Annotated in this window: 19 protein-coding genes and 1 tRNA gene; all 20 read right to left on the bottom strand. The window is 46.8% G+C overall.

Annotation, left to right across the window (positions count from 1 at the left end; genetic code table 11):
- Position 1: 1 nt before the first annotated feature.
- The 20 genes from rny to K8R76_02665 all read right to left on the bottom strand — a co-directional run bounded on the left by rny (position 2) and on the right by K8R76_02665 (position 19,458).
- Complete coding sequence (gene rny / locus K8R76_02760) at positions 2-1,552, bottom strand: ribonuclease Y (GenBank protein MCD4847094.1); 1,551 nt, start codon at positions 1,550-1,552, stop codon at positions 2-4.
- 151 nt (positions 1,553-1,703) lie between these two features.
- Positions 1,704-2,099 carry a cell division protein ZapA gene (locus K8R76_02755; protein MCD4847093.1) on the bottom strand — a complete coding sequence of 132 codons (396 nt, stop codon included), beginning with the start codon at positions 2,097-2,099 and terminating at the stop codon, positions 1,704-1,706.
- Positions 2,099-2,383: a hypothetical protein gene (locus tag K8R76_02750; GenBank protein MCD4847092.1), complete on the bottom strand. Its 285-nt coding sequence runs from the start codon at positions 2,381-2,383 to the stop codon at positions 2,099-2,101. Before K8R76_02750 ends, K8R76_02755 begins: the two co-directional genes overlap by 1 nt.
- Before the next feature lie 17 nt (positions 2,384-2,400).
- A complete protein-coding gene (gene rplT / locus K8R76_02745; GenBank protein ID MCD4847091.1) occupies positions 2,401-2,754 on the bottom strand; it encodes a 50S ribosomal protein L20 in 354 nt (117 codons plus the stop codon).
- 18 nt (positions 2,755-2,772) lie between these two features.
- Positions 2,773-2,964, bottom strand: a complete 192-nt coding sequence (gene rpmI / locus K8R76_02740; protein ID MCD4847090.1) for a 50S ribosomal protein L35 — start codon at positions 2,962-2,964, stop codon at positions 2,773-2,775.
- A gap of 12 nt (positions 2,965-2,976) precedes the next feature.
- Positions 2,977-3,483: a translation initiation factor IF-3 gene (gene infC, locus K8R76_02735; GenBank protein MCD4847089.1), complete on the bottom strand. Its 507-nt coding sequence runs from the start codon at positions 3,481-3,483 to the stop codon at positions 2,977-2,979.
- Positions 3,484-3,517: 34 nt separating this feature from the next.
- Positions 3,518-5,443 carry a threonine--tRNA ligase gene (gene thrS / locus K8R76_02730; GenBank protein MCD4847088.1) on the bottom strand — a complete coding sequence of 642 codons (1,926 nt, stop codon included), beginning with the start codon at positions 5,441-5,443 and terminating at the stop codon, positions 3,518-3,520.
- 44 nt (positions 5,444-5,487) lie between these two features.
- Positions 5,488-5,564: transfer RNA gene (locus K8R76_02725), tRNA-Val, on the bottom strand.
- A 136-nt stretch (positions 5,565-5,700) separates the two neighbouring features.
- On the bottom strand, positions 5,701-6,072 hold the full coding sequence (locus K8R76_02720) for a hypothetical protein (protein ID MCD4847087.1): 372 nt from the start codon (positions 6,070-6,072) through the stop codon (positions 5,701-5,703).
- Complete coding sequence (locus K8R76_02715) at positions 6,069-6,704, bottom strand: methyltransferase domain-containing protein (protein MCD4847086.1); 636 nt, start codon at positions 6,702-6,704, stop codon at positions 6,069-6,071. The genes K8R76_02720 and K8R76_02715 overlap by 4 nt, the downstream gene beginning before the upstream one ends.
- Before the next feature lie 25 nt (positions 6,705-6,729).
- On the bottom strand, positions 6,730-9,195 hold the full coding sequence (locus K8R76_02710; protein MCD4847085.1) for a PAS domain S-box protein: 2,466 nt from the start codon (positions 9,193-9,195) through the stop codon (positions 6,730-6,732).
- A gap of 51 nt (positions 9,196-9,246) precedes the next feature.
- A complete protein-coding gene (locus K8R76_02705; protein ID MCD4847084.1) occupies positions 9,247-10,230 on the bottom strand; it encodes a carbamate kinase in 984 nt (327 codons plus the stop codon).
- A 6-nt stretch (positions 10,231-10,236) separates the two neighbouring features.
- Positions 10,237-10,740, bottom strand: coding sequence for a signal peptidase II (lspA, locus tag K8R76_02700; protein MCD4847083.1), 504 nt, complete (start codon positions 10,738-10,740; stop codon positions 10,237-10,239).
- Positions 10,733-13,513, bottom strand: a complete 2,781-nt coding sequence (ileS, locus tag K8R76_02695; GenBank protein ID MCD4847082.1) for an isoleucine--tRNA ligase — start codon at positions 13,511-13,513, stop codon at positions 10,733-10,735. The genes lspA and ileS overlap by 8 nt, the downstream gene beginning before the upstream one ends.
- Positions 13,510-14,061 carry a hypothetical protein gene (locus K8R76_02690; protein MCD4847081.1) on the bottom strand — a complete coding sequence of 184 codons (552 nt, stop codon included), beginning with the start codon at positions 14,059-14,061 and terminating at the stop codon, positions 13,510-13,512. The genes ileS and K8R76_02690 overlap by 4 nt, the downstream gene beginning before the upstream one ends.
- Before the next feature lie 123 nt (positions 14,062-14,184).
- Positions 14,185-14,751: a hypothetical protein gene (locus K8R76_02685; GenBank protein ID MCD4847080.1), complete on the bottom strand. Its 567-nt coding sequence runs from the start codon at positions 14,749-14,751 to the stop codon at positions 14,185-14,187.
- A gap of 86 nt (positions 14,752-14,837) precedes the next feature.
- Positions 14,838-17,708: an AAA family ATPase gene (locus K8R76_02680; GenBank protein MCD4847079.1), complete on the bottom strand. Its 2,871-nt coding sequence runs from the start codon at positions 17,706-17,708 to the stop codon at positions 14,838-14,840.
- Positions 17,705-17,983 carry a DUF167 domain-containing protein gene (locus K8R76_02675; GenBank protein ID MCD4847078.1) on the bottom strand — a complete coding sequence of 93 codons (279 nt, stop codon included), beginning with the start codon at positions 17,981-17,983 and terminating at the stop codon, positions 17,705-17,707. The genes K8R76_02680 and K8R76_02675 overlap by 4 nt, the downstream gene beginning before the upstream one ends.
- 62 nt (positions 17,984-18,045) lie before the next feature.
- Complete coding sequence (locus K8R76_02670; protein ID MCD4847077.1) at positions 18,046-18,219, bottom strand: Trm112 family protein; 174 nt, start codon at positions 18,217-18,219, stop codon at positions 18,046-18,048.
- 9 nt (positions 18,220-18,228) lie between these two features.
- A complete protein-coding gene (locus K8R76_02665; GenBank protein MCD4847076.1) occupies positions 18,229-19,458 on the bottom strand; it encodes an aminopeptidase in 1,230 nt (409 codons plus the stop codon).
- Positions 19,459-19,474: the final 16 nt, after the last annotated feature.

Genomic DNA, 19,474 nt, shown 5'->3' with positions numbered 1-19,474 from the left:
TTTATCGAGCCGTCTCAGAAGCCCTGGTTTCCCGGATCACAGTAACCTTTATCTGGCCCGGATATTCCATGTCACTTTCGATTTTTCTTGCTACTATCCTCGCAAGCTCAGCGGCTGAATCATCATCGATCTGTTCAGGTTTTACTGCAATTCTCAATTCTCTTCCCGCCTGAATTGCGTACGATTTCCTGACTCCGTCGAATGAATCGGCTATTGATTCAAGCTTATGAAGTCTTCTAACGTACAGCTCAAGTGTTTCCCTCCTGGCTCCGGGACGTGCAGAACTAACCGCATCGGCAGCCTGAATCAGAATCGCGTACAGCGAATTACACTCGATCTCCTCATGATGAGCACCAATAGCATTACACACAACAGGGGATTCTTCATAACGCTGAGCCAGTTCCATTCCTACAGCGGCATGTGACCCTTCTATGTCCTGATCAGTCGCTTTTCCAATGTCATGAAGAAGACCGATACGCCTTGCTATGACCGGGTCCAGCTTGAGTTCTGAAGCAAGAAGCCCACAGATATTTGCTGTTTCAAGTGAATGCTGATACATATTCTGACCGTAACTGGTTCTATACCGTAATCTGCCAAGATGCCTGATCAGCTGTTGATGAAGGCCTGAAACATTCGCGTCAAGAGCAAGCTGATTTCCCAGTTTCCTGATCTTTTTCTCCATTTCTGAAGATACTTTGGCTACGACTGATTCAATTCTTCCCGGATGTATTCTTCCATCTTCCAGAAGTTTTTCAAGAGCAATTCTCGCCACTTCTCTTCTTACTGGATCAAAGCAGGAAATAACTACTGCTTCAGGAGTATCATCAATGATAACATCAACGTTCGTAACAGCCTCAAAAGCTCTGATATTCCTCCCTTCCCTACCGATAATCCTCCCTTTCATGTCATCACTGGGCAGGTTCACGATTGAAACGCAGTTTTCAACAACAAAATCCGCTGAACATCTTTGAATTGAAGTGGACAGTATTTTAAGCGCCTCTTCTTCCGCCTTATTCTCAGCGGCTTCCAGTATCTTGCGCGTCAGTCTTCCGGCTTCATGATGAAGCTCCTCCTCCAGATTGGAAAGCATGAGCTTTCGGGCTTCTTCCCTGGAAAGATTAGCGATCTTCTCAAGCAGTTTGTTCTGCTCATCCATAAGCTTGGTTACCCTTTGATGCTTTGCGTTGAGAGATTGCTCTGTTTCTGACAGACCTGTTTCACGCTTCTTCAGAGCTTTCTGCGAGTCCTCAAGTTTTTCCCTGAGGATTCCAAGTCGTTCTGTTTCACCTGATAACTGGCTTTCTTTTCGATCAAGATTTATCCGTTTTTCCTGGTATTCTTCCAGGGCATTGACTCTCTCTCTGGAAATTGTGTCGCGACCTTCCAGAAGAGCTTCACGCTTCAGTGTTTCACCTTCACGCTTCGCATCGATTACTATCCTGTCAGCTTCTGCTTCTGATCCTTTTATCTCTCTGGATATAAGCAACTTATGGAGAATGAAGCCAAGTGAAAATGTAATGATAGCAATTAACGCGGGTATTACTATGTCCATGGTAAGCTCCTGTTCAGGCGCAGGTATGCATTTATGTAAAACGGCACAGAATGCAGCCATGAATAATGACCGGACCGAAATCACCCCTGCGCAGAGTGTCGGCACATCCTTTCCGTGTTCTTAAACGTACTATCGCAGAAAGTACTGGAATTTACTGCGATAGACCGGATGTGCTGTTCTGCTGGAGAACGGGAGTTTCAACTGATGACAAAGAACCTGAAGCAGCAGAGGAGGAGGATACGGAAGGATGAGATGACTCGGCAAGTACCTGTTCAATGCGATCGGCAAGCCTGGTCAGTTCGTTACTGTTGCTCTCTTCCATTTCTCCGTATTGATCTCTCTTCTGAAAAAGTTCATCGGCTATATTGAGTGCAGCAAAAATCGCCACCTTGGCTGTGGAAGCCAGAGTGGCGTTATCAGTCATCTGCCGCATTTTCATATCAACGTAATGAGCGATTTCTGCAATATAGGAAGGTGAACCGGCTCCTCGGATTGTGTATTCCCGCCCGAAAATATTAACGCGGGTAACCTCTGTCCGGTTGCTCATTATACCTCTAACTTATTTGCTTGTAATTCTATGCTATCCAGCTTACCCAGCACACCTGAAAGCCTGCGCCTGATCTCCTGCCTTTCTCGCAGAAGTCTGGCGCTATGGATTCTGAGTATATTGTAACCATCAGAATCCTTCGTGTCCACACTGTTCTCAAGTCTGGACTCAAGGTCATTGACCTTTGCTGATAATTCGTCACGCTGAGTCTGTAATGACCTCACCCTGACTATCAGTCTATTTATCGCTTCGGTCAACCTCTCGAGATCTTCCGATTGGGACACGTATCATCCCCTTACAATTAAAGAGCGGCTTTGGCTATTTCCACAACCTTCGCAAATGCTTCCGGGTTTCGAACGGCAAGATCCGCCAGTATTTTTCTATCCAGCTTAATTCCAGCTCCGTTGATACCAGCAATTAACTTGCTGTAGGTGAGACCGTGCTCACGCGAAGCAGCATTTATGCGGGTTATCCAGAGTGCCCGGAAATCACGTTTTTTGTTTCTTCGGTCACGGTACTGATACTCCAGAGCCTTCTTCCTGGCTTCATTGGCAACAGTGTAAAGCTTTCTTCTTCCGCCAAAATACCCTTTAGCTGCCTGAAGTCTTTTCTTGTGACGTTTCTTTCGTACAACAGCACTTTTTACTCTGCTCATTTTCTCTCTCCGTGATTGCTAAGGGAGAAGTTTTCTAAGACGCTTGGTATCAGGTTTGGATGCAATACCGTCTTTACGCAAGTTCCTCTTCCGCTTTGCGCTCTTCTTGGTTTTAATATGATCGGCATACGGGCTTGTTGTTTTGAACTTGCCTTTCGCCGTTTTTCGGAACCTTCTTGCGGCTCCTTTATGGGTTTTCATCTTTGGCATTTCGACTCCCCGCTAGTTCCTCTCCTTCAGAGGAGAAATAATCATTGTCATCTGTCGCCCTTCCATGGCGGGTTTCCTCTCTATACGGCCCAGATCATTCAAATCTTCAGCCAGTCGATCCAGAAGTTCGTAACCCTGCTCCTTATAGGAGAGCTGACGTCCTCGAAACACTACTGTGGCCTTTACCTTATGTCTGGATTCCAGAAACTCACGTGCGTGTTTCATCTTGAAATTATAATCGTGCTCTTCAGTGTTTGGTCTGAATTTGACTTCCTTCAGACCTCCAGTATTCTGTTTTTTCCTTGCTTCTCTTTCTTTTCTATTCATGCGATACCGGAACTTCCCGTAATCAACTATGCTGACTACAGGCGGGTCTGCCCCAGGTGAAATCTCAACAAGATCCAGGCCGGCTTCCGCGGCCATGTCAAGTGCTTCCTGAATGCTCAGAGTACCGACATGGTCTCCATTTTCATCGAGTACTCTTACTCGAGGGCTTCGAATCTCTCCATTCACCCTAATCTGTTCCTTATTGCTAATAGACGCACCTCCTTGTTCAGGGCAGTTCCGGTCGTTTGCATCCAGCCAACGCTATATCAAGCGCTTCACCCAGTTCCATGGTTCCCCTGTCACCTTCACCGTGAATGCGCAAAGCAACCCTGTCTGACTCCATTTCACGTTCACCGATAATGAACATGAATGGAACCTTACTGGTTTCAGCATCTCTGATGCGATAACCTATCGTTTCGCTCCTATTGTCATTTCTGCAGCGAAGACCTGCTCGCTCAAGTACATCCGCGATTTCTGAGGCCTTCTCATGCTGTTCTGACGTAATAGGTAAGATAACAATCTGAACGGGCGCAAGCCAGCCCGGAAGGTTGCCTGCGTAATGTTCAATCAAATTACCAATAAATCTTTCGACGGAGCCGAATAAAGCCCTGTGAACCATATATACCTTGTGTTCCTGTCCATCATCTCCAACGTAAGTGAGATTGAAGCGATCAGGAATATTGAAGTCAAACTGAACTGTAGGACCCTGCCAGTATCTTCCAAGCGCATCTTTCATCTTGATATCTATCTTTGGTCCGTAGAAAACCGCTTCCCCCGCAACCGGCCTGTAATCCTCGCCCATATCATCAAGTGCCCTGGCCAGAGCGGATTCGACTTTGTTCCACTCCTCCGGATCACCGGCGTAATGATCTGGGTCTTCAGGATCCATAAGTGACAGCTCTATCCTGTACCCGAAATCGAAGATCTTCAGGAGATAAAGAGCAAATCTTACAACCTTCTGAATCTCTTCGACTATCTGCTCCTCTGTGCAGAAAATATGACCGTCATCAACAGTGAATCCCCGAACCCGCATGAGACCATGAAGCACACCGCTCTTTTCGTACCTGTATACCATACCAAGTTCAGCAAAGCGTATTGGAAGTTCGCGGTATGATCTTTTCCTGTGTTTATAGATGATGATATGTCCGGGACAATTCATCGGCTTCAGAGCATACTCACCGCTGTCAATATCAAGGAAGTACATGTTCTCCCGGTAGTAATCGTAATGCCCGGAGGTCTTCCAGAGCTCAACAGGAGCGATATGAGGAGTATTGACAAGCTGGTATCCGGCTTTTGCATGTGCTTTCTTCCAGTGATTCTCAAGCTCTTCCCGAACAATCGTACCGGCAGGCAGCCAGTAGGTCAGCCCCGGACCGCCATCACCACCAATAACAAAAAGACCAAGCTCCGGACCAAGCTTCCTATGATCCCTCTTCTTCGCTTCCTCAAGCATTTCAAGATATGCCTTGAGATTCTTTGAAGAGTCAAAAACAGATCCATAGATACGGGTCAGCATTTCATTCTTCTCATCACCGCGCCAGTAGGCTCCGGCAACACTGAGAAGCTCAAAATGCTTCAACGCCTTTGTGGATGGAACATGAGGTCCGCGGCAAAGATCGATGAAATCTCCGTGTGAATAAACTGATATCTCTTCACCGATATCTCGAAGTTCTTCAAGCAGTTCCAGCTTGTACTCTTCTCCTCTTTCACTGAAGAGTTTGAAAGCGTCCTCGAAGCTCATATCTCTTCTTATGAATGGAATATCTTCCTTAATCTGCTTTTTCATCTCATCAGAGATAGCTTCAAATGCTGAAATACCGGAGAACTCGGGTATGTTCATATCGTAATAGAATCCGTCCTCAATGGATGGACCTATGCCGAGTTTCGTACCCGGAAACAGCTTCTGAACCGCTCCGGCAAGAAGATGAGCACAACTGTGCCTTAGAACTTTCTTCCCTTCTTCATCCTGAAATGTGAGAATCTCAATCCTGCCGCCTGACGGCAATGGAGTATTCAGGTCAAGAAGTTCCCCTTCAAATCGAACAAGCAAAGCATTCCTCGCAAGACCGTGAGAAACTGATTCCGCAACATCAAGACCGGTTGTACCGGCCTCAAATTCTTTTACACTGCTGTCTGGGAAAATAATACGCATGGTCCCGGCAACCTCCTTCCGGTCAAATTATCAACAAATAAAAATGGTGGGCGATACTGGACTTGAACCAGTGACTTCTTGCATGTCAAGCAAGTACTCTAGCCAACTGAGCTAATCGCCCACCGCGTCATTATTATAGCCCATAAATCCCACCAGTGTTCTACTGCAGCGACGCATGAGTTTAAGGGCTAATATGTGGCACGAAGGATATACGCAAACTTCATAATCGTCAAGGTTTGGAATCTGTTCAGAAAATCTTACCGGTGATTTCCGATCCGTTCTATAAGAATCCTGTTCAATCGATCGATGTTATCCTGGATTTTCTCATGATCAGTGCTCAGATCAACAGGTTCAAACTCATTATCACCAAGCAGTTCGATCAATGCCGCTGCGCTATGATATCTGTAGAGGTAATCAATATCCTTCTTCAGAACCTGAAATAGTACCCATCCGGCTTCTTCAAGCGAGGAACGCTCAGCTATCACGTACCAGATAGTGTAGTATCTGCCGTACTTGCCCTGCCTGATATTATCGAGTAAACGCTTAAAAGGAAGTGATTCCATCTCCTCCCGCTCGATCTTACTGTACTCGTCCCACCTGTCCCTCCAGTGTACTGTTCCGCCGGTCAACGGCACACCACTGTTCTGCCGCCACTCCTGGTATTATTGAATGAGATGATGTTTTCCTCTCCTACAAGATCCGTGATTTCCCGATCACTGTACCTTCGGAAAAGCATACCTTTCTGGTCTCCGCTGACGAATTTCAGGGTTCCATCAGGAAGAATCTCAGCCTCATCAACTATATCCTCATCGGTATCGGGTGGATCGAATGTAAGCAGCATGACTCCGCTTTCGGAGAGTACACGCCTGATCTCATCGATGGATTTGCTGGCACAGTCCAGTGTTACGTGATCAAGCGATGCAATGCAAACCACGGCAGTGAATTCGTTATCCGGAAATGGAATATTTTCCAGAGTTCCCTGTTTGAATACGCCTGAAAGTTGTAGCTGAGCCAGGCGCTTAACACAGAATTCAACCGCTCCCTGAGCGATGTCTACTCCGCAGACCAGAAATCCTCGACCGGCAAGGTAAGCTGCATTTCTTCCGGAGCCGCATCCCAGATCGAGAACCCGATCACCCTTCTTCAGATATCTGTCGCAGAAATCCGGAAGAGCGGATGCCGGAAGGCTTCTGGGTAAATCCATCGTTTCCGGATCAAGATCTCGAAACAGGTTGTCCCAGTATTCCAGTGGTTCGTTCATACTATTTAATTCTGACTTTTCCAGGTTATATATCATCACTGATAATTTCAGCGAGCTTGCGGAGCATATCCTTCGTTCTGTAAGGTTTATGCAGAAATCCTGAAGGACAGTTATCCTTGAAAGAATTCATTACAACATGTTCAGTATATCCGCTGCACATGATAACCCTGATATTCGGTCTGATCTCTCTTATCTTCCTGAATGCTTCTATGCCATCCATGTTCGGCATCAGCATGTCCATAAAGACGGCAAGAATCTCTTGTGAATTCTCCCTGAATATCGTAACCGCTTCAAGCCCGTCAGAAGCTGCGATGACATCATATCCACTACTCTCCAGAATCTGAATACACACGTTTCGTACTTCATCGTCATCGTCAACAAAAAGGATCAGTCCTTTCCCCGACTGCTCATCGCATGTTTCTATTCTGAGTCCGGAATCTTCGGTTTGTACCTCGGTGCAGGGAAGAAACACTTCAAATCTGGTTCCCTCACCATGTTTTGAATGAACATTGATTGCTCCTTTATGTGCTCTGATGATTCCGAGTACAGCTGCCAGTCCCAGTCCTCTTCCATAGGATTTTGTTGTGAAGAAAGGATCGAATATCAATGTGAAGTTATCTTCCGGTATGCCGCATCCTGTATCGGAAATGGTCAGGCATACATACCTGCCTTCAGCGATATTTTCGTTGAACCTGTTCTCTTCCAGATACTTGCTGTCAACCACGACCATGCTTGTTGAGATATTGATGACACCTCCGGTGTCTCCAAGTGCTTCTGACGCGTTCAATATGATATTCATTACAATCTGTCTGATCTGTGTGGCATCACCCTCCACAGGAGGAAGATTCTCACACGGACTGAAATCAAGAACAGCATTCTTCGATATGGAAGTCTCCAGCAGGTTCAGCATTTCCTCGATCATCTCAGACAGCTGAACAGGTTCAATAACGAAAATTCCTTTTCCGGAATACGCGAGAAGCTGATTCGTGAGATCCGCTGCTCTGAGAGCGGATGTTTCTATACGTCCTATATTCTTCCGGATCACGGATTCCGGTGGAAGCTGATCGAGTGAAAGACTCGCGTTGCCGAGTATACCCATCAAAAGATTATTAAAATCATGAGCTATTCCTCCGGCAAGCACACCAAGGCTTTCCAGCTTCTGCGCATGCTGTATCCTGGCCTGAAGCTTGTTTTTTTCCTCCTCGGTTTTCTGCCGTTCTGTTATATCCCTTATGAACATGAGTTCCGCTTGATCTCCCCTGTAAATAGTAGCATTTCTGTTCAATTCCACATATAGAACTGATCCATCCTTTTTCCTCAGTCTGATCTTACAGAAGGCAGCCTTTTCAACGTCGGTTAAGTTCTTATAAACCTTAAATTTCACTGCATCTTCGTTTGAATAAAAGAATTCTCCGAGTTCCGAACCTGTTATTTCGTCTTTTTCAAAACCGAGGACTCTGATGAGCTGCTTATTCGCGAATACTATCCTTGAGTCCTGAAAGATAACAATACCATCACTCGCGCTCTCCACCAGATTTCTGTATTTCTCCTCGCTTTCCTGCAGGGAGATAAGCATCTTCTTTCTTTCAATGAACATTGCGACCTGGTCGGATACGAATTCGAGAATTTCCCTGTGTTTCTCGGTGAACTGCATACCAAGCTTATTGGGTTTAAGTGAAAGAACTCCAACTGTTTTTGCACTTATTCGCAGTGGAACGCCTATCCATCCTGAAATCAATGATCCTGCGGGTGTAACTTCTCCACTTCTCCTCAGTCTTTCCAATGCGCTGTTGCTGTATATCAGGACAGTCTTACCGGTTTTGATCACATGCCGCTCGAGTTCTTCCGCCACAGGATCTGCAGAGGTTCTTTCCCCATGCAGTTCGCCTGTCATGGGATCTACGGCAGCTCCGGTGTATTCGTCGTGCAGAGCTATGGAGAATATCGCCGCAGGGAAAATAACATTTATGATTTCATGGAGTTCACGATATAACTCCTTGCTGTCAGGTGAAACAAATGCAACTCTAGCAATTCTATAGAGTGATGTTTCAATATTTCTGGATCTTACGCTGTCTGCAATGTTCCGGATGACCGTAATGACGTATACTGTCCTGCCGTTTTCCTTTAAGGGAATTTTTCGGGTTTCTCTGAAGTATTCCAAACCGTCAATGAGAATGCAGGATTCAGGTGTAACATGAACCTCACCGGTTCTGAATACGTTTCTGTACTCATCAAATACAGTTTCAGACAGAAACGGACATAATTCGTGAAGATTCATTCCCTGTCGAGGTTCGGGAATATCGAAATCATCTCCCCATCTACGAACAGTATTATTGAACATAACCAGGTTCAGATCGCTATCCACAACATGAATAGCTTCTTCCATCAGGTTGATTATTTCACTGCTTAAAGTCTCTGAGTGTGATGTGTTTTCCACCAGCGGTGATGATTTATGAGAAGTGCCTTTTCTCTCTGATTTTCTTTTCCGCATTTGAACCACTTTATCCTGGCCAGAGCCTGTTTGACAGTACCTTCCGGTAGTTTATCCTGTACCGGAGAACATAACTGAGTTAGATAGAGTACTGCCGCCATGCACGATGGTTGTTCCAGCTTCACCTTCAATAGCTTTAAGAATGTTTCCCGGCGATGTAATCACAACCCTTTGTCCACCGTGTTTCAGGAAACCGATGGAAGCCCGGATTTTTGGCAGCATCGAACCCTGGGCAAACTGGTTTTCATGTACATGACGCTCCATCTCCTGAAGTGTCGCGATCCGGATACCAGCCTGATCAGGTTTTCCGAAGTTGACATATACCTCCGGTACTGAAGTGGAAATAACGTAGAGATCAGCCTCAAGCCGTGTCGCGAGCAATGCACTGACATGATCCTTATCGATAACCGCAGGAACACCTCTGACTTTGTAACCCTCACGTACGACCGGTATTCCTCCGCCTCCCGCGCAGATGACTATCTGTCCGGCATTTACGAGAGTCCTTATGGCCTCAAGCTCAAGAATTCGCCTCGGTTTTGGTGAGGATACAACCCTCCGCCACCCCCTTCCGGAATCCTCCTTCATGATCCAGCCATACTTTTCGCTGACCTCTGCAGCTTCGCTTTCATTATAGAAAGATCCAACAGGCTTTGTTGGGTTTCCGAAAGCCGGATCATCGGGCGCGACAAGAACCTGAGTTATGAGTGCTGTAACCGGAATATCTATGTTCCGTTCCTCCAGGACATCGCCTAGAACCTGCTGCAGAAAATAACCAATATAACCCTGTGTGGCAGCAACATTGACATCCATGCCGTCAGGTGGAACGGTTTTTGAAGCAAGGGTGTTCCTGAGAAGTTCAAAGCCCACCTGTGGCCCATTGCCATGGGTTATGACCAGCCCTCCCCTAAGCTGGGCTATGGTGGCTATTTCCTCGCAGACTTCACGAGCAAGCGTATGCGTATCAAGGTTGCCATTCTTGCCCCCCGGAGAAACCAGTGAGTTCCCTCCGACAGCCACAACAGTTCTTGAAATCATTCTATTCTATGAGCCTCCAAATTCATCATCCTTCTGCGGTAATATCTTCGCACTGCCTCTGAAAAGGATGACAAGAAGTATTCCGCCAATTGTTATGGCGATATCCGCAGCATTAAATGTAGGCCAGCGCCAGCCGTTCGATCCGATATCGATAAAATCAATGACCTTGCCGTAGAAAAATCTGTCAAGAAGGTTTCCCGTCGCTCCTCCTAGTATAGCTCCAAGCGCAATGAAAAACAGAGTAGTATGATTCCTGAGCCGCCAGATGAAAACAGCAATCAGAATAACCGCGATTGCTGTAAAAACGGTCAGGACCATTGGCCCTCCCCATGACATGCTGAATGCTGCTCCCTGATTCCAGGCAAGAGTGAACCTGAAAAAATTCCCGATTACAGAAACGGGTTGATGAAGATCAAGAGAACCAAGCGCAAGCCGTTTGGTCAGCTGATCAATACCAATCACTGCCAGGGTGGTTAGATATCCGTAAGTTCTTTTTCTTGCATCAGTCATTCAGATCCATACCCTCCAGAACACCGGCACACCTGAAACAGACATCATCAGGAGCAAGGGTTCCGACTTCGGGAAGTATTTTCCAGCAGCGATTGCATTTGGATCCCTCAGCCTTTTTAACTGATACAGTAACTTCTTCTCCTGCGGATACATACACCTGAGATACAATCAGGAAATCAGCCCAGTTCTCCCCGTTGGCGCTTTTAACCATTCCTTCAGGAACAGTAAGGTGGATTGCGGCATCAAGACCGCCGCCTATCTCACCACAGGCTCTTTTCTCCTCGAGTTCCTTCAGCGCTAGTTTCCGTATCTCTATATAAGTCTCCCATGAAGCGAGTTCTGCCATCTCCTGCTCCGAAGCAATAAGATCTGCAGTATCCGGATATAAAGCCAGATGTACGCTATCCACTCCTTCTTTAAGACAGTCCGGAAGTTCCTTCCATGCTTCCTCAGCGGTGAAGGGAATCAGCGGAGCAAGAAGTTTCACAAGGTTCTTCAGCATATACGCAAGAACCTGTCTGGTCATTCTGACTGAAGCGGAGTCAGTATCTCCGCAGTACAGTCTGTCTTTCCTTATATCCAGGTATTGACCTGAAAGGCTGATAACGGCAAAGTTCCGTAATTCTCGATATACCCTGTGGAACTGGAATTTCCGGTACTCTTCGATGCAGAACCCGCAGAGTTCTCTGAAACGGAGGTAGATGTACCTGTCAAAACCTTCAAGTTCAGAAGGATCAAGGTTAAATTCATTGAATTCTCCAAGGTTGCCCAGCATGAATCTGAGAGTATTGCGAAGTTTCCTGTAAGCCTCTCTCGCATCATCCAGATGAGACATGTCAGCCCGGAAATCACATGTGTAATCCACACTGGCGAACCAGAGACGGAGTATATCTGCTCCCTGACTGTTTATAACCTTCAAAGGAGAAATCACGTTTCCAATGGACTTGGACATCTTCCGTCCGTTTTTATCCTGAATAAGACCATGTGTTATGATATTATCAGCAGGCTTGCTCATACCGAGCGCCTCGCTCGTTACAAGGCTTAATCCGAACCATCCGCGGTGCTGGTCGGTCGCTTCCAGATAAACCGCTGCCGGGCGGGAAAGCCCGTGTTTCTCCGTAAGTACGTTGTAATGACTCAGAGAACTGTCGAACCATACATCCAGTATGTCGTCTACCCGCTCAAGATTATGTCCGCTACAGAATGGGCATTCAGCCTCTTTACCGGCAAGTCTGAATAATTCGGAAGGGTCGAGTTCAAACCAGACATCGGATCCATTCAAAGAAACCAGATCAGCGAAAGCATCGATCACCTCATGATCAAAAACCGGCTCACCGCAATCCGGACATGTGAAGACAGGAAGAGCTACCCCCCATGATCTCTGCCTTGAAAGACACCAATCCGGGCGGACCTCCATCATGTTCCGCATGCGTTCGTGACCCCATGCCGGATGCCAGTCTATTTCCTCTACTTTTTCAAGAACACGATTCTTTAGATCCTTATGTGAAAGACTCAGGAAGAACTGTCTGGTCGCTCTGAAGATGAGCGGTTTCTTGCAGCGCCAGCAGTGCGGATAACTGTGCTTGATATCCTTACTGTCAGCCACAAGATGCCCCGAGTTCTTCAAATCATCAGTTATGACCGGATTCGCCTTGAATACATGCATGCCTGCGTATTTGCCGGCGGCATCAGAGAAAGTGCCGTTTTCGGTAACAGGGCTGAATATTTCCAGACCGTATTTAAGTCCGACGATAAAATCCTCAGCTCCGTGCCCCGGAGCGGTGTGAACACAACCGGTGCCATCCTCCATTGTCACATGGTCCGCCAGTATCATCATGGATGTTCTACCCTCAAGCAGAGGATGCTCCAACAGCAGGCCTTCAAGTTCGCTGCCGGTGAAGACAGGTTCTTCAAGAACTGTTCCTTCAATACCGGTTTCATCTATAAATGCCCTGGATCGTTTCATGGCGACAAGGAAGCTGTTTTCATCAGTTTTGACAATTACGTATTTCTCGGTTGGATGAAGCGCTACCGCCATGTTTGCCGGGAGCGTCCATGGGGTTGTTGTCCAGATAACTGTTCTGGTTCCGAAGGGAACGCCAGCCTTCTCCCAGTTCTCAGAATTCTCCTGCTGAAACGCGACGTAAATCGAAGGAGAAGTATGGTCTCCGTATTCCACTTCGGCTTCAGCCAGCGCTGTTCCGCACTTCATGCACCAGTGTATCGGACGGAGTCCCTGATAGACATAATTACGTTTGACAAGTTCACCGAAAGCCCTGACAATACCTGATTCATAATCAGTACTCATGGTGAGATAGGGTTTATCCCAGAGACCGAATACTCCAAGCCTCTTGAACTCCTCCCTCTGAACTCCCACGAATTCAGCGGCATACTCGCGGCATTTCTTCCTTATCTCTTCCCTTGAAAGATTCTTTCCACCTTCCGGCTGATCTCCCATGACATGATGCTCGATAGGCATGCCATGACAATCCCAGCCTGGAACGTATGGAGAATCGTATCCCATCATCGTATGAGATTTGACAATGAAATCCTTCAATATTTTGTTGAGAGCTGTTCCTAGATGAACATGCCCGTTTGCGTAGGGAGGTCCATCATGGAGAATGAACAGAGGACTCCCCTTGCGCGAATGCCTTATCTTGCCGTAGATATCTCCTTTGCTCCACTCCTCCAGCGCTTCAGGCTCCTTTGCAATAAGGTTGCCCTTCATGGAGAAGCCGGTTCTGGGCAAATTTATTGTGTCCTTGTAGTTCACTGCTCCTCACCTCCCCCGGTGAATTTTGAATTGAACAAATCGAGTGCCGCTTTCGCGACCTCTCTAACGGGTGATACTTCAGAATTAGCGGAATCCCAGCTATGGCACCTTACAAGAAATATTACTCCTGCTCCGCCATGACCTGCCACTTCAGCCTCGTCCACTCCTTCCGACACAAGCGCGTCCGTTCCCATCACAGACAGTTCCGCCGGTGTAGCAAGTCTCCAATCAGGTACTCTGCCTATTACGCCCTTTTCCCAGGGACCGTCAGGAGTGATATAGAGATCCATCAGTGACGGGAATCTTGGACCCAGATCCTCTCTGTTTGAACCTATCAGCGGACTGCCCCCGAATAAAGCAATATGGTCGGAGACAATAATCCATTTATTTGTGCTGGAGACGCCCTCTGCCCCTATCAGGAAAAGCTTCTCTCCTTCTGCAAGAGCGGATCGAACGGAATCCAGTGCTTCTTCCCTGTCTGTACGAATATGGATTGAGGTATCTTCGGGAAGATCACATTTCCAGCTGCCGGGAAGAACCGCGAACATTCAATCACCTTCTTTAAATATATGAGAACAACGAACAGCGATTATGCAAACATATATCCAGTGGAACAAGTGAAGCGCCCCCGCGGGAGGCGGGAGCGCTATGTTTTTTCTATAAGCGGTTAGCTATTCGTTAGGTTTGGGTTCTACGGGTTCTTCTTCCTGAGCCTCAGGAACTGCAGGAGCTGCGGGAGTAACAGGAGCTACTGGCGTAACAGGAGCTACAGGTGCAACAGGAGCTGCGGGTTCCGCAACCTCAGGTTCCTTTTCAAGAGCAGGAATTCCAGCTGCTTTGGTTACATCCGCCATTGACTTGGGCATATCCCAGCCGGCTGCGCCCTTGTAAAAGAAAGTAACGAATATCTGGGCTAAAGCAGCAAGCGCAACGACCCAGATACCAATGCCCAGGCTGATCCCACCCGGTCTGCTCTTGAATATCTTGGTCAGTATCAGAAGAAAAGCAATAGCTGCTGGAATCCAGACGCCGCTTAGAAATTTCTTTACGAGAGGTTCCGTTTTATCTCCTGTGAAGAAAGCGATCGCGCCGCCTGCAGCAAACAGAATTACAACTAACCAGCCACCATCCTCGGTACCACTGACATTCATTGTGCCAAAGACATTGTACCATGGAAGGAATGCACCAATCATTCCAATCACGGCAACAATAAGTATGAACATTCGTTTCTTTTCCATAAGATCCCCCTTTTCAGTTGAGTAAAGATGGGTACCCATTAAGATCATGTCAATAATGAAATTAATGAATCCTCTGAATTCGTGATTTATTTTTCAGCTGATATCAAATCAAGCCACTTCTTTATAATGGGTTGAGGTCTATCCTGATGGATTTCCTCAAGCAGCATTCTGCCTGCTGATGCAGATTCAGAATTGCCGGTCAGTTTCCAATGATGGTAAAGAGTTTCTGCTCTGTAATTTCGATCAGGAGCATTCTCAAGCATTTCAAGGAGTTTCGCGGATGCGTTTTCATCGCCTTTCTCTGCCTGGATAACTGCCAGATACAATCTGCTGTTGTAGACAAACTTCTCCCTGCCTTTTCTGCCATCATTCAGATCAAGAGCTTCTCTGAGGTCCTTCTCTGCCTTTTCGAATTCTCCCTTAAGTGAAAGAATCTTTCCCCTCAGTCCGAGCTGACCGCTGAAGGATACCATATCATTTGCTTTCCTTGAATTCTCCAATGCTATGTTGATACTTTCAATTGCTGCCGCAGGTTCATCAAGCAGTAACTGAATCAGAGCAATCGCAGACCACCCTTCAGACAGATTACGTTTATCACCAATCGCCTCTGCATGTTCAATCTGAGTTTGAACACAATCAAGCGCTGACTCATAATCTCCCTTGAGAGAAAAGATATATCCCATTCTGGCATAGCCTGACATCAGACCTGATCTGAAACCGATGACTGAGGCAGTATCTATCAGCTCGGTTGCGTACTTCAGAGCAGCATCGGTATTTCCGATTTCAATCGACGCGTGAGCGAGATTGCCCAGTGCAGCGCACTTCGCCCTCAGGTTACCAGTTTTAATGCTGAGTGTTACACATTGCATGAAGCAGTCAATCGCCTGTTCCCATTCCGCCCTCCGAAGATGGATAATTCCAAGCTTGCTTGTGGCGGTACTCAGCGCGGCCCAGTTCGCTGTTTTCTCTGCAGCTTTCCTGAGTTTCTTATGCACGTCTTCTGCACTGTCGTAATCTCTGTTGTAAATGTGAACTCTCATAAGGTTATCATATCCCGCGATGATGCTCTTTATCAGACCCGTTTCCTGAGCAAGTCTGACCTGCTCCTCTGTACACTTTTTCATGAGATCGTACTGGCCCAGCTGTCTGTAAGTTATGGCAACCCAGTAAAGAGAAGCGCATATCTCCAGTGGAATCCCTGATTTGCGAGCAAGATCAACAGATTCTTCACCAAGAGTTACAGCTTCTTCAGTTCTTCCTGCTGTTCTGGCAATTAAACCAAGCTGCTGCGTGGCAATAGACATGTGGCGCACATCAGCCATCCTCGAAAACGTTTCCAGGCAGCTCCGGAGCATTTTCTCGGCCTGTTTCAGTTTTCCCGAAGAACCCAGATTAGTCCCCAGCTTCAACATCACCCTGGCTTTCAGTGAATCATCAATCAGGGGGTCCCCGCTGATTCTCTTCATTGTGCTGGTAAGCAGGTCTATACCTTCGTTAAGCAGCCCCGCGTTCCGATAAACACCTGCAAGGTCCAGATCAGCCTCTGTCCTTTCCGGATCCTGAACCATGGAAGCAAGTCGTCCGTACAATGCAATTGCCGCGCTGTTCTCGAAATTGTCAGCGTAAGTCTCCGCAGCTTTTCCGATATATATGGCAGCTTTCAAATTATCACCGCCCAGCTGGAAATGGCTGGCGATTCCTTCTAGGTGAGAAGCGGAAGTTGAGCCTTCATGCAATACTTCAAGAATCTTACCGGCTCTCAGGTGCAGCTTCTCATGTTCATCGGAGGGAATGAGTTCGAAAGCCCATTCACGAAACACCATATGTGCGAATGAAATGGAAAATCCTTCAACTGTGAATATGTGCTTCTGAACGCATGATTCCAGTTCATTTTCAATGTTTTCAGATTCAGTGACTTCAGCCAGAACATCCGGATTGAACGTCTTACCAAGAAGAGATGCGGTTCCTGCTATCTTCTGCACTGAAGTCGGCATCATTCGAACTCTGGCGAGGAACATATCCTTAATTGATTCCGTGATCTCAGTTGCAGACCACCTCAGGTCAAGATGGTCTCCTCTTCTGTTAACTTGTTTCGTTTCAATTAGATAATCAAGGGCCTGCTCAAGAAACAGAGGGACTCCTCCCGCTCTATCCCACAGAAAATCAACAAGCTTCAGTTCAGGCTCAACACCGGTAAGCTCCTCCACAAATGAGGTGATGTCCTTTTTTGAAAGCCCGCTGAGGAATACTATGTCTGACCCCGAAGCAGATGCAGCGGATGGAAATACAGGCTGGGATCCCGTAGAATCCGGTCTACCCGTCGCAATGAACCCGAGTGGAAATCCGGAAGCTGTCCTGAACAGTCTCTCTAAGATCAGAATACTCTCGCGGGAAAACCACTGGATATTCTCTATTACAACAACAACAGGCTGCAGAATTGAAAGAGCGAGGAAGAACGAAGCTATTGATGTCGAAATTCTTTCTGCCCGCTGCGATGGTTCAAGCTGGTGTACTATCGACCCTGATTTCTGATAAAGCCCTGAAATACTTTCAAGGAAAGGTCTGGCATCCATGAGTTCGTCAATCAGTTGATGAACGGGATAATCTGTCCGGAGTTCAAGATTGAGAAGGAGCCCTTCCCAGAGGTGCCGGAAGTTCTCGGAGTTTTTCTTCTCCGAAACTCCTGCATCAAGATTGAACCACGCCCGGAAAAAATCAGCTACAGGGTCAGTGCCCGGAGCCTGATCGGCTTCAATAAAGATGAATTCAGTATCCGGAAGAGCTGCATCGATCTCTCTTACAAGTCTGGTCTTACCAATACCTGCGGGAGCCCAGTAACAGAGTAAACCAGGCGAATCACCGGTTTCAAGTTCCGAGAAAAAAGAGATCGCCCGAGCAAGCTGATGCTCGCGCCCGACCATGGCTCCACGGTAAGGCCCGGATGATCTGACTGTCATTCAATGAACCAGTCAGGTAATTTTGAGTGAGTGTCTATAGATACGAGTTTTCTTCTTGATGTAATGCCTGACAGCAATTTAATGGACAGCTGTGTTGTACCGAACTCACCAGCCAGGAACTTCTGCAGTTCTCTGTTGGCTTTTCCGTCAGCCGGGGGAGCATTGAGCGCTATTTTGAGTGTTCCATCCGCCATTCTTCCCCGAACCTCAGTTAGTGAGGCCCGTGGAATGACCTTGATCTCCAAACGTATTGCACACTGTTCGTTGTTCATCATCTGCCATATTCAGGCATTTTATTTACATTATTACAACTGACATTTTAAACTAGTGCCTGTCACTATTTATTGAGGGGTTTGGCTTCCTCAATGAGCATTATCGGAATATCATCCTTCACTTCATATACAAGGGCACAGGAATTACATACAAGCACTTCTTCAGGATCGGTTCTGTATTCCAGTTCACCCTTGCACTTCGGGCAGGCAAGAATCGAAAGCAATCTTTCATCAAGCATAATACACTCCTAAATTACGAAAAGACCATCCTCTATGATCTTGTCCTCCGAACCATCTTTCCGGATTCCAAAAACGGAAACCTCTTCCGAACCGATCATGAAATCAGTGTGAACAAGAGATGAATTGCACTTCGTCGCTTTCAGTTCTTCATCGGACATACCGGTTCCATTCTCAATGCAATCAGCATAACCGTTACCAAGAGCGATATGACACGAAGCGTTCTCATCAAATAGAATATTCTGGAATATCTTTCCACTTCTGTAGATGGGTGAATTGACATCAACAAGAGCGACTTCTCCGAGAGCCCTTGCCCCCTCATCGAATTGGAGATACTGATCCAGTACTTCTACATTATGATCAGCTCCGAATTCAATTACTTTGCCCCCTTTGAATATGAACCACGCACCTTCGACCTGTGAACCCAGTACTTCTACAGGACGTGTTGTTCTGACTGTTCCTTCAGTTCGCGTGAAGTCGGGAGTGCTGAATATTTCTTCTGTCGGAATATTCGGAAAGAATACTATTCCGCTCTGATTGGAACATCTTCCGCCTGCAAAAACTCTGTTCGGAGCCATTCCGACATACAGGTCAGTTCCAGGACCGGTGAAATGTATCTTATCATAGCGTATCCTGTTCATGTGCTCTGATCTTCTCTTGAGTTCGGCATCGTGCTCGAGCCATGCCTTCGCGGGATCATCATGATCCAGGCGGAGAATTGGAATGAGTATGTCCCATATCCGCTCTTCCCAGTTCTCGGAGTCTCCAAGAACCTTTTCTGCCCAGGCTTCAGTTGGATACAGGCATACGTTCCATGCGATCCTGTTTGCTGAAACCCCCTTCAGAAATTTCTGCATAGCCCTTGAGTTTACCTTGCTTACCCTGCCGAGACGTATGGAATCAGCACCTTCCATAATATCGGGATTCTCCGGACCTCTAAGAGAAATGCTGCTCCAGGAATCATTGAGATAGCTCTCATACATATTCTCCAGATGGGAGGGCAAAAAATCAAGGTATTCATCCTTTTTGACTCCGTCAATTCGCATTCTGCCTAATGCGGAATCCGAGTATTTAACAGAGACCAGAGAAGCTCCGTTTTCGTACGCAAGGCTGGCAAGTTCTCTGACAAATTCCTTCTGTGCTATATCAGTCCTTATGAGGAGAGGTTTACCCTCCTGCTGATTGACAGCGGTTTTTATGATTACTTCCGCATACTTTCTGTGGAACTCGTTTTTGTTCATGATTCTCCGTTCAATA

The sequence above is a fragment of the Candidatus Aegiribacteria sp. genome (assembly GCA_021108435.1).
GTDB lineage: Bacteria > Fermentibacterota > Fermentibacteria > Fermentibacterales > JCC-6 > Aegiribacteria.
This window is presented reverse-complemented; position numbering and strand designations above follow the sequence as displayed.

What these genes read in the sequence shown, in the direction of transcription:
- rny (MCD4847094.1), bottom strand. Translation starts at nt 1,552, where the DNA reads ATGGACATAGTAATACCCGCGTTAATTGCTATCATTACATTTTCACTT.
- K8R76_02755 (MCD4847093.1), bottom strand. Translation starts at nt 2,099, where the DNA reads ATGAGCAACCGGACAGAGGTTACCCGCGTTAATATTTTCGGGCGGGAA.
- rplT (MCD4847091.1), bottom strand. Translation starts at nt 2,754, where the DNA reads ATGAGCAGAGTAAAAAGTGCTGTTGTACGAAAGAAACGTCACAAGAAA.
- rpmI (MCD4847090.1), bottom strand. Translation starts at nt 2,964, where the DNA reads ATGCCAAAGATGAAAACCCATAAAGGAGCCGCAAGAAGGTTCCGAAAA.
- thrS (MCD4847088.1), bottom strand. Translation starts at nt 5,443, where the DNA reads ATGCGTATTATTTTCCCAGACAGCAGTGTAAAAGAATTTGAGGCCGGT.
- K8R76_02715 (MCD4847086.1), bottom strand. Translation starts at nt 6,704, where the DNA reads ATGAACGAACCACTGGAATACTGGGACAACCTGTTTCGAGATCTTGAT.
- K8R76_02710 (MCD4847085.1), bottom strand. Translation starts at nt 9,195, where the DNA reads ATGCGGAAAAGAAAATCAGAGAGAAAAGGCACTTCTCATAAATCATCA.
- K8R76_02705 (MCD4847084.1), bottom strand. Translation starts at nt 10,230, where the DNA reads ATGATTTCAAGAACTGTTGTGGCTGTCGGAGGGAACTCACTGGTTTCT.
- lspA (MCD4847083.1), bottom strand. Translation starts at nt 10,740, where the DNA reads ATGACTGATGCAAGAAAAAGAACTTACGGATATCTAACCACCCTGGCA.
- K8R76_02690 (MCD4847081.1), bottom strand. Translation starts at nt 14,061, where the DNA reads ATGTTCGCGGTTCTTCCCGGCAGCTGGAAATGTGATCTTCCCGAAGAT.
- K8R76_02685 (MCD4847080.1), bottom strand. Translation starts at nt 14,751, where the DNA reads ATGGAAAAGAAACGAATGTTCATACTTATTGTTGCCGTGATTGGAATG.
- K8R76_02680 (MCD4847079.1), bottom strand. Translation starts at nt 17,708, where the DNA reads ATGACAGTCAGATCATCCGGGCCTTACCGTGGAGCCATGGTCGGGCGC.
- K8R76_02675 (MCD4847078.1), bottom strand. Translation starts at nt 17,983, where the DNA reads ATGATGAACAACGAACAGTGTGCAATACGTTTGGAGATCAAGGTCATT.
- K8R76_02670 (MCD4847077.1), bottom strand. Translation starts at nt 18,219, where the DNA reads ATGCTTGATGAAAGATTGCTTTCGATTCTTGCCTGCCCGAAGTGCAAG.
- K8R76_02665 (MCD4847076.1), bottom strand. Translation starts at nt 19,458, where the DNA reads ATGAACAAAAACGAGTTCCACAGAAAGTATGCGGAAGTAATCATAAAA.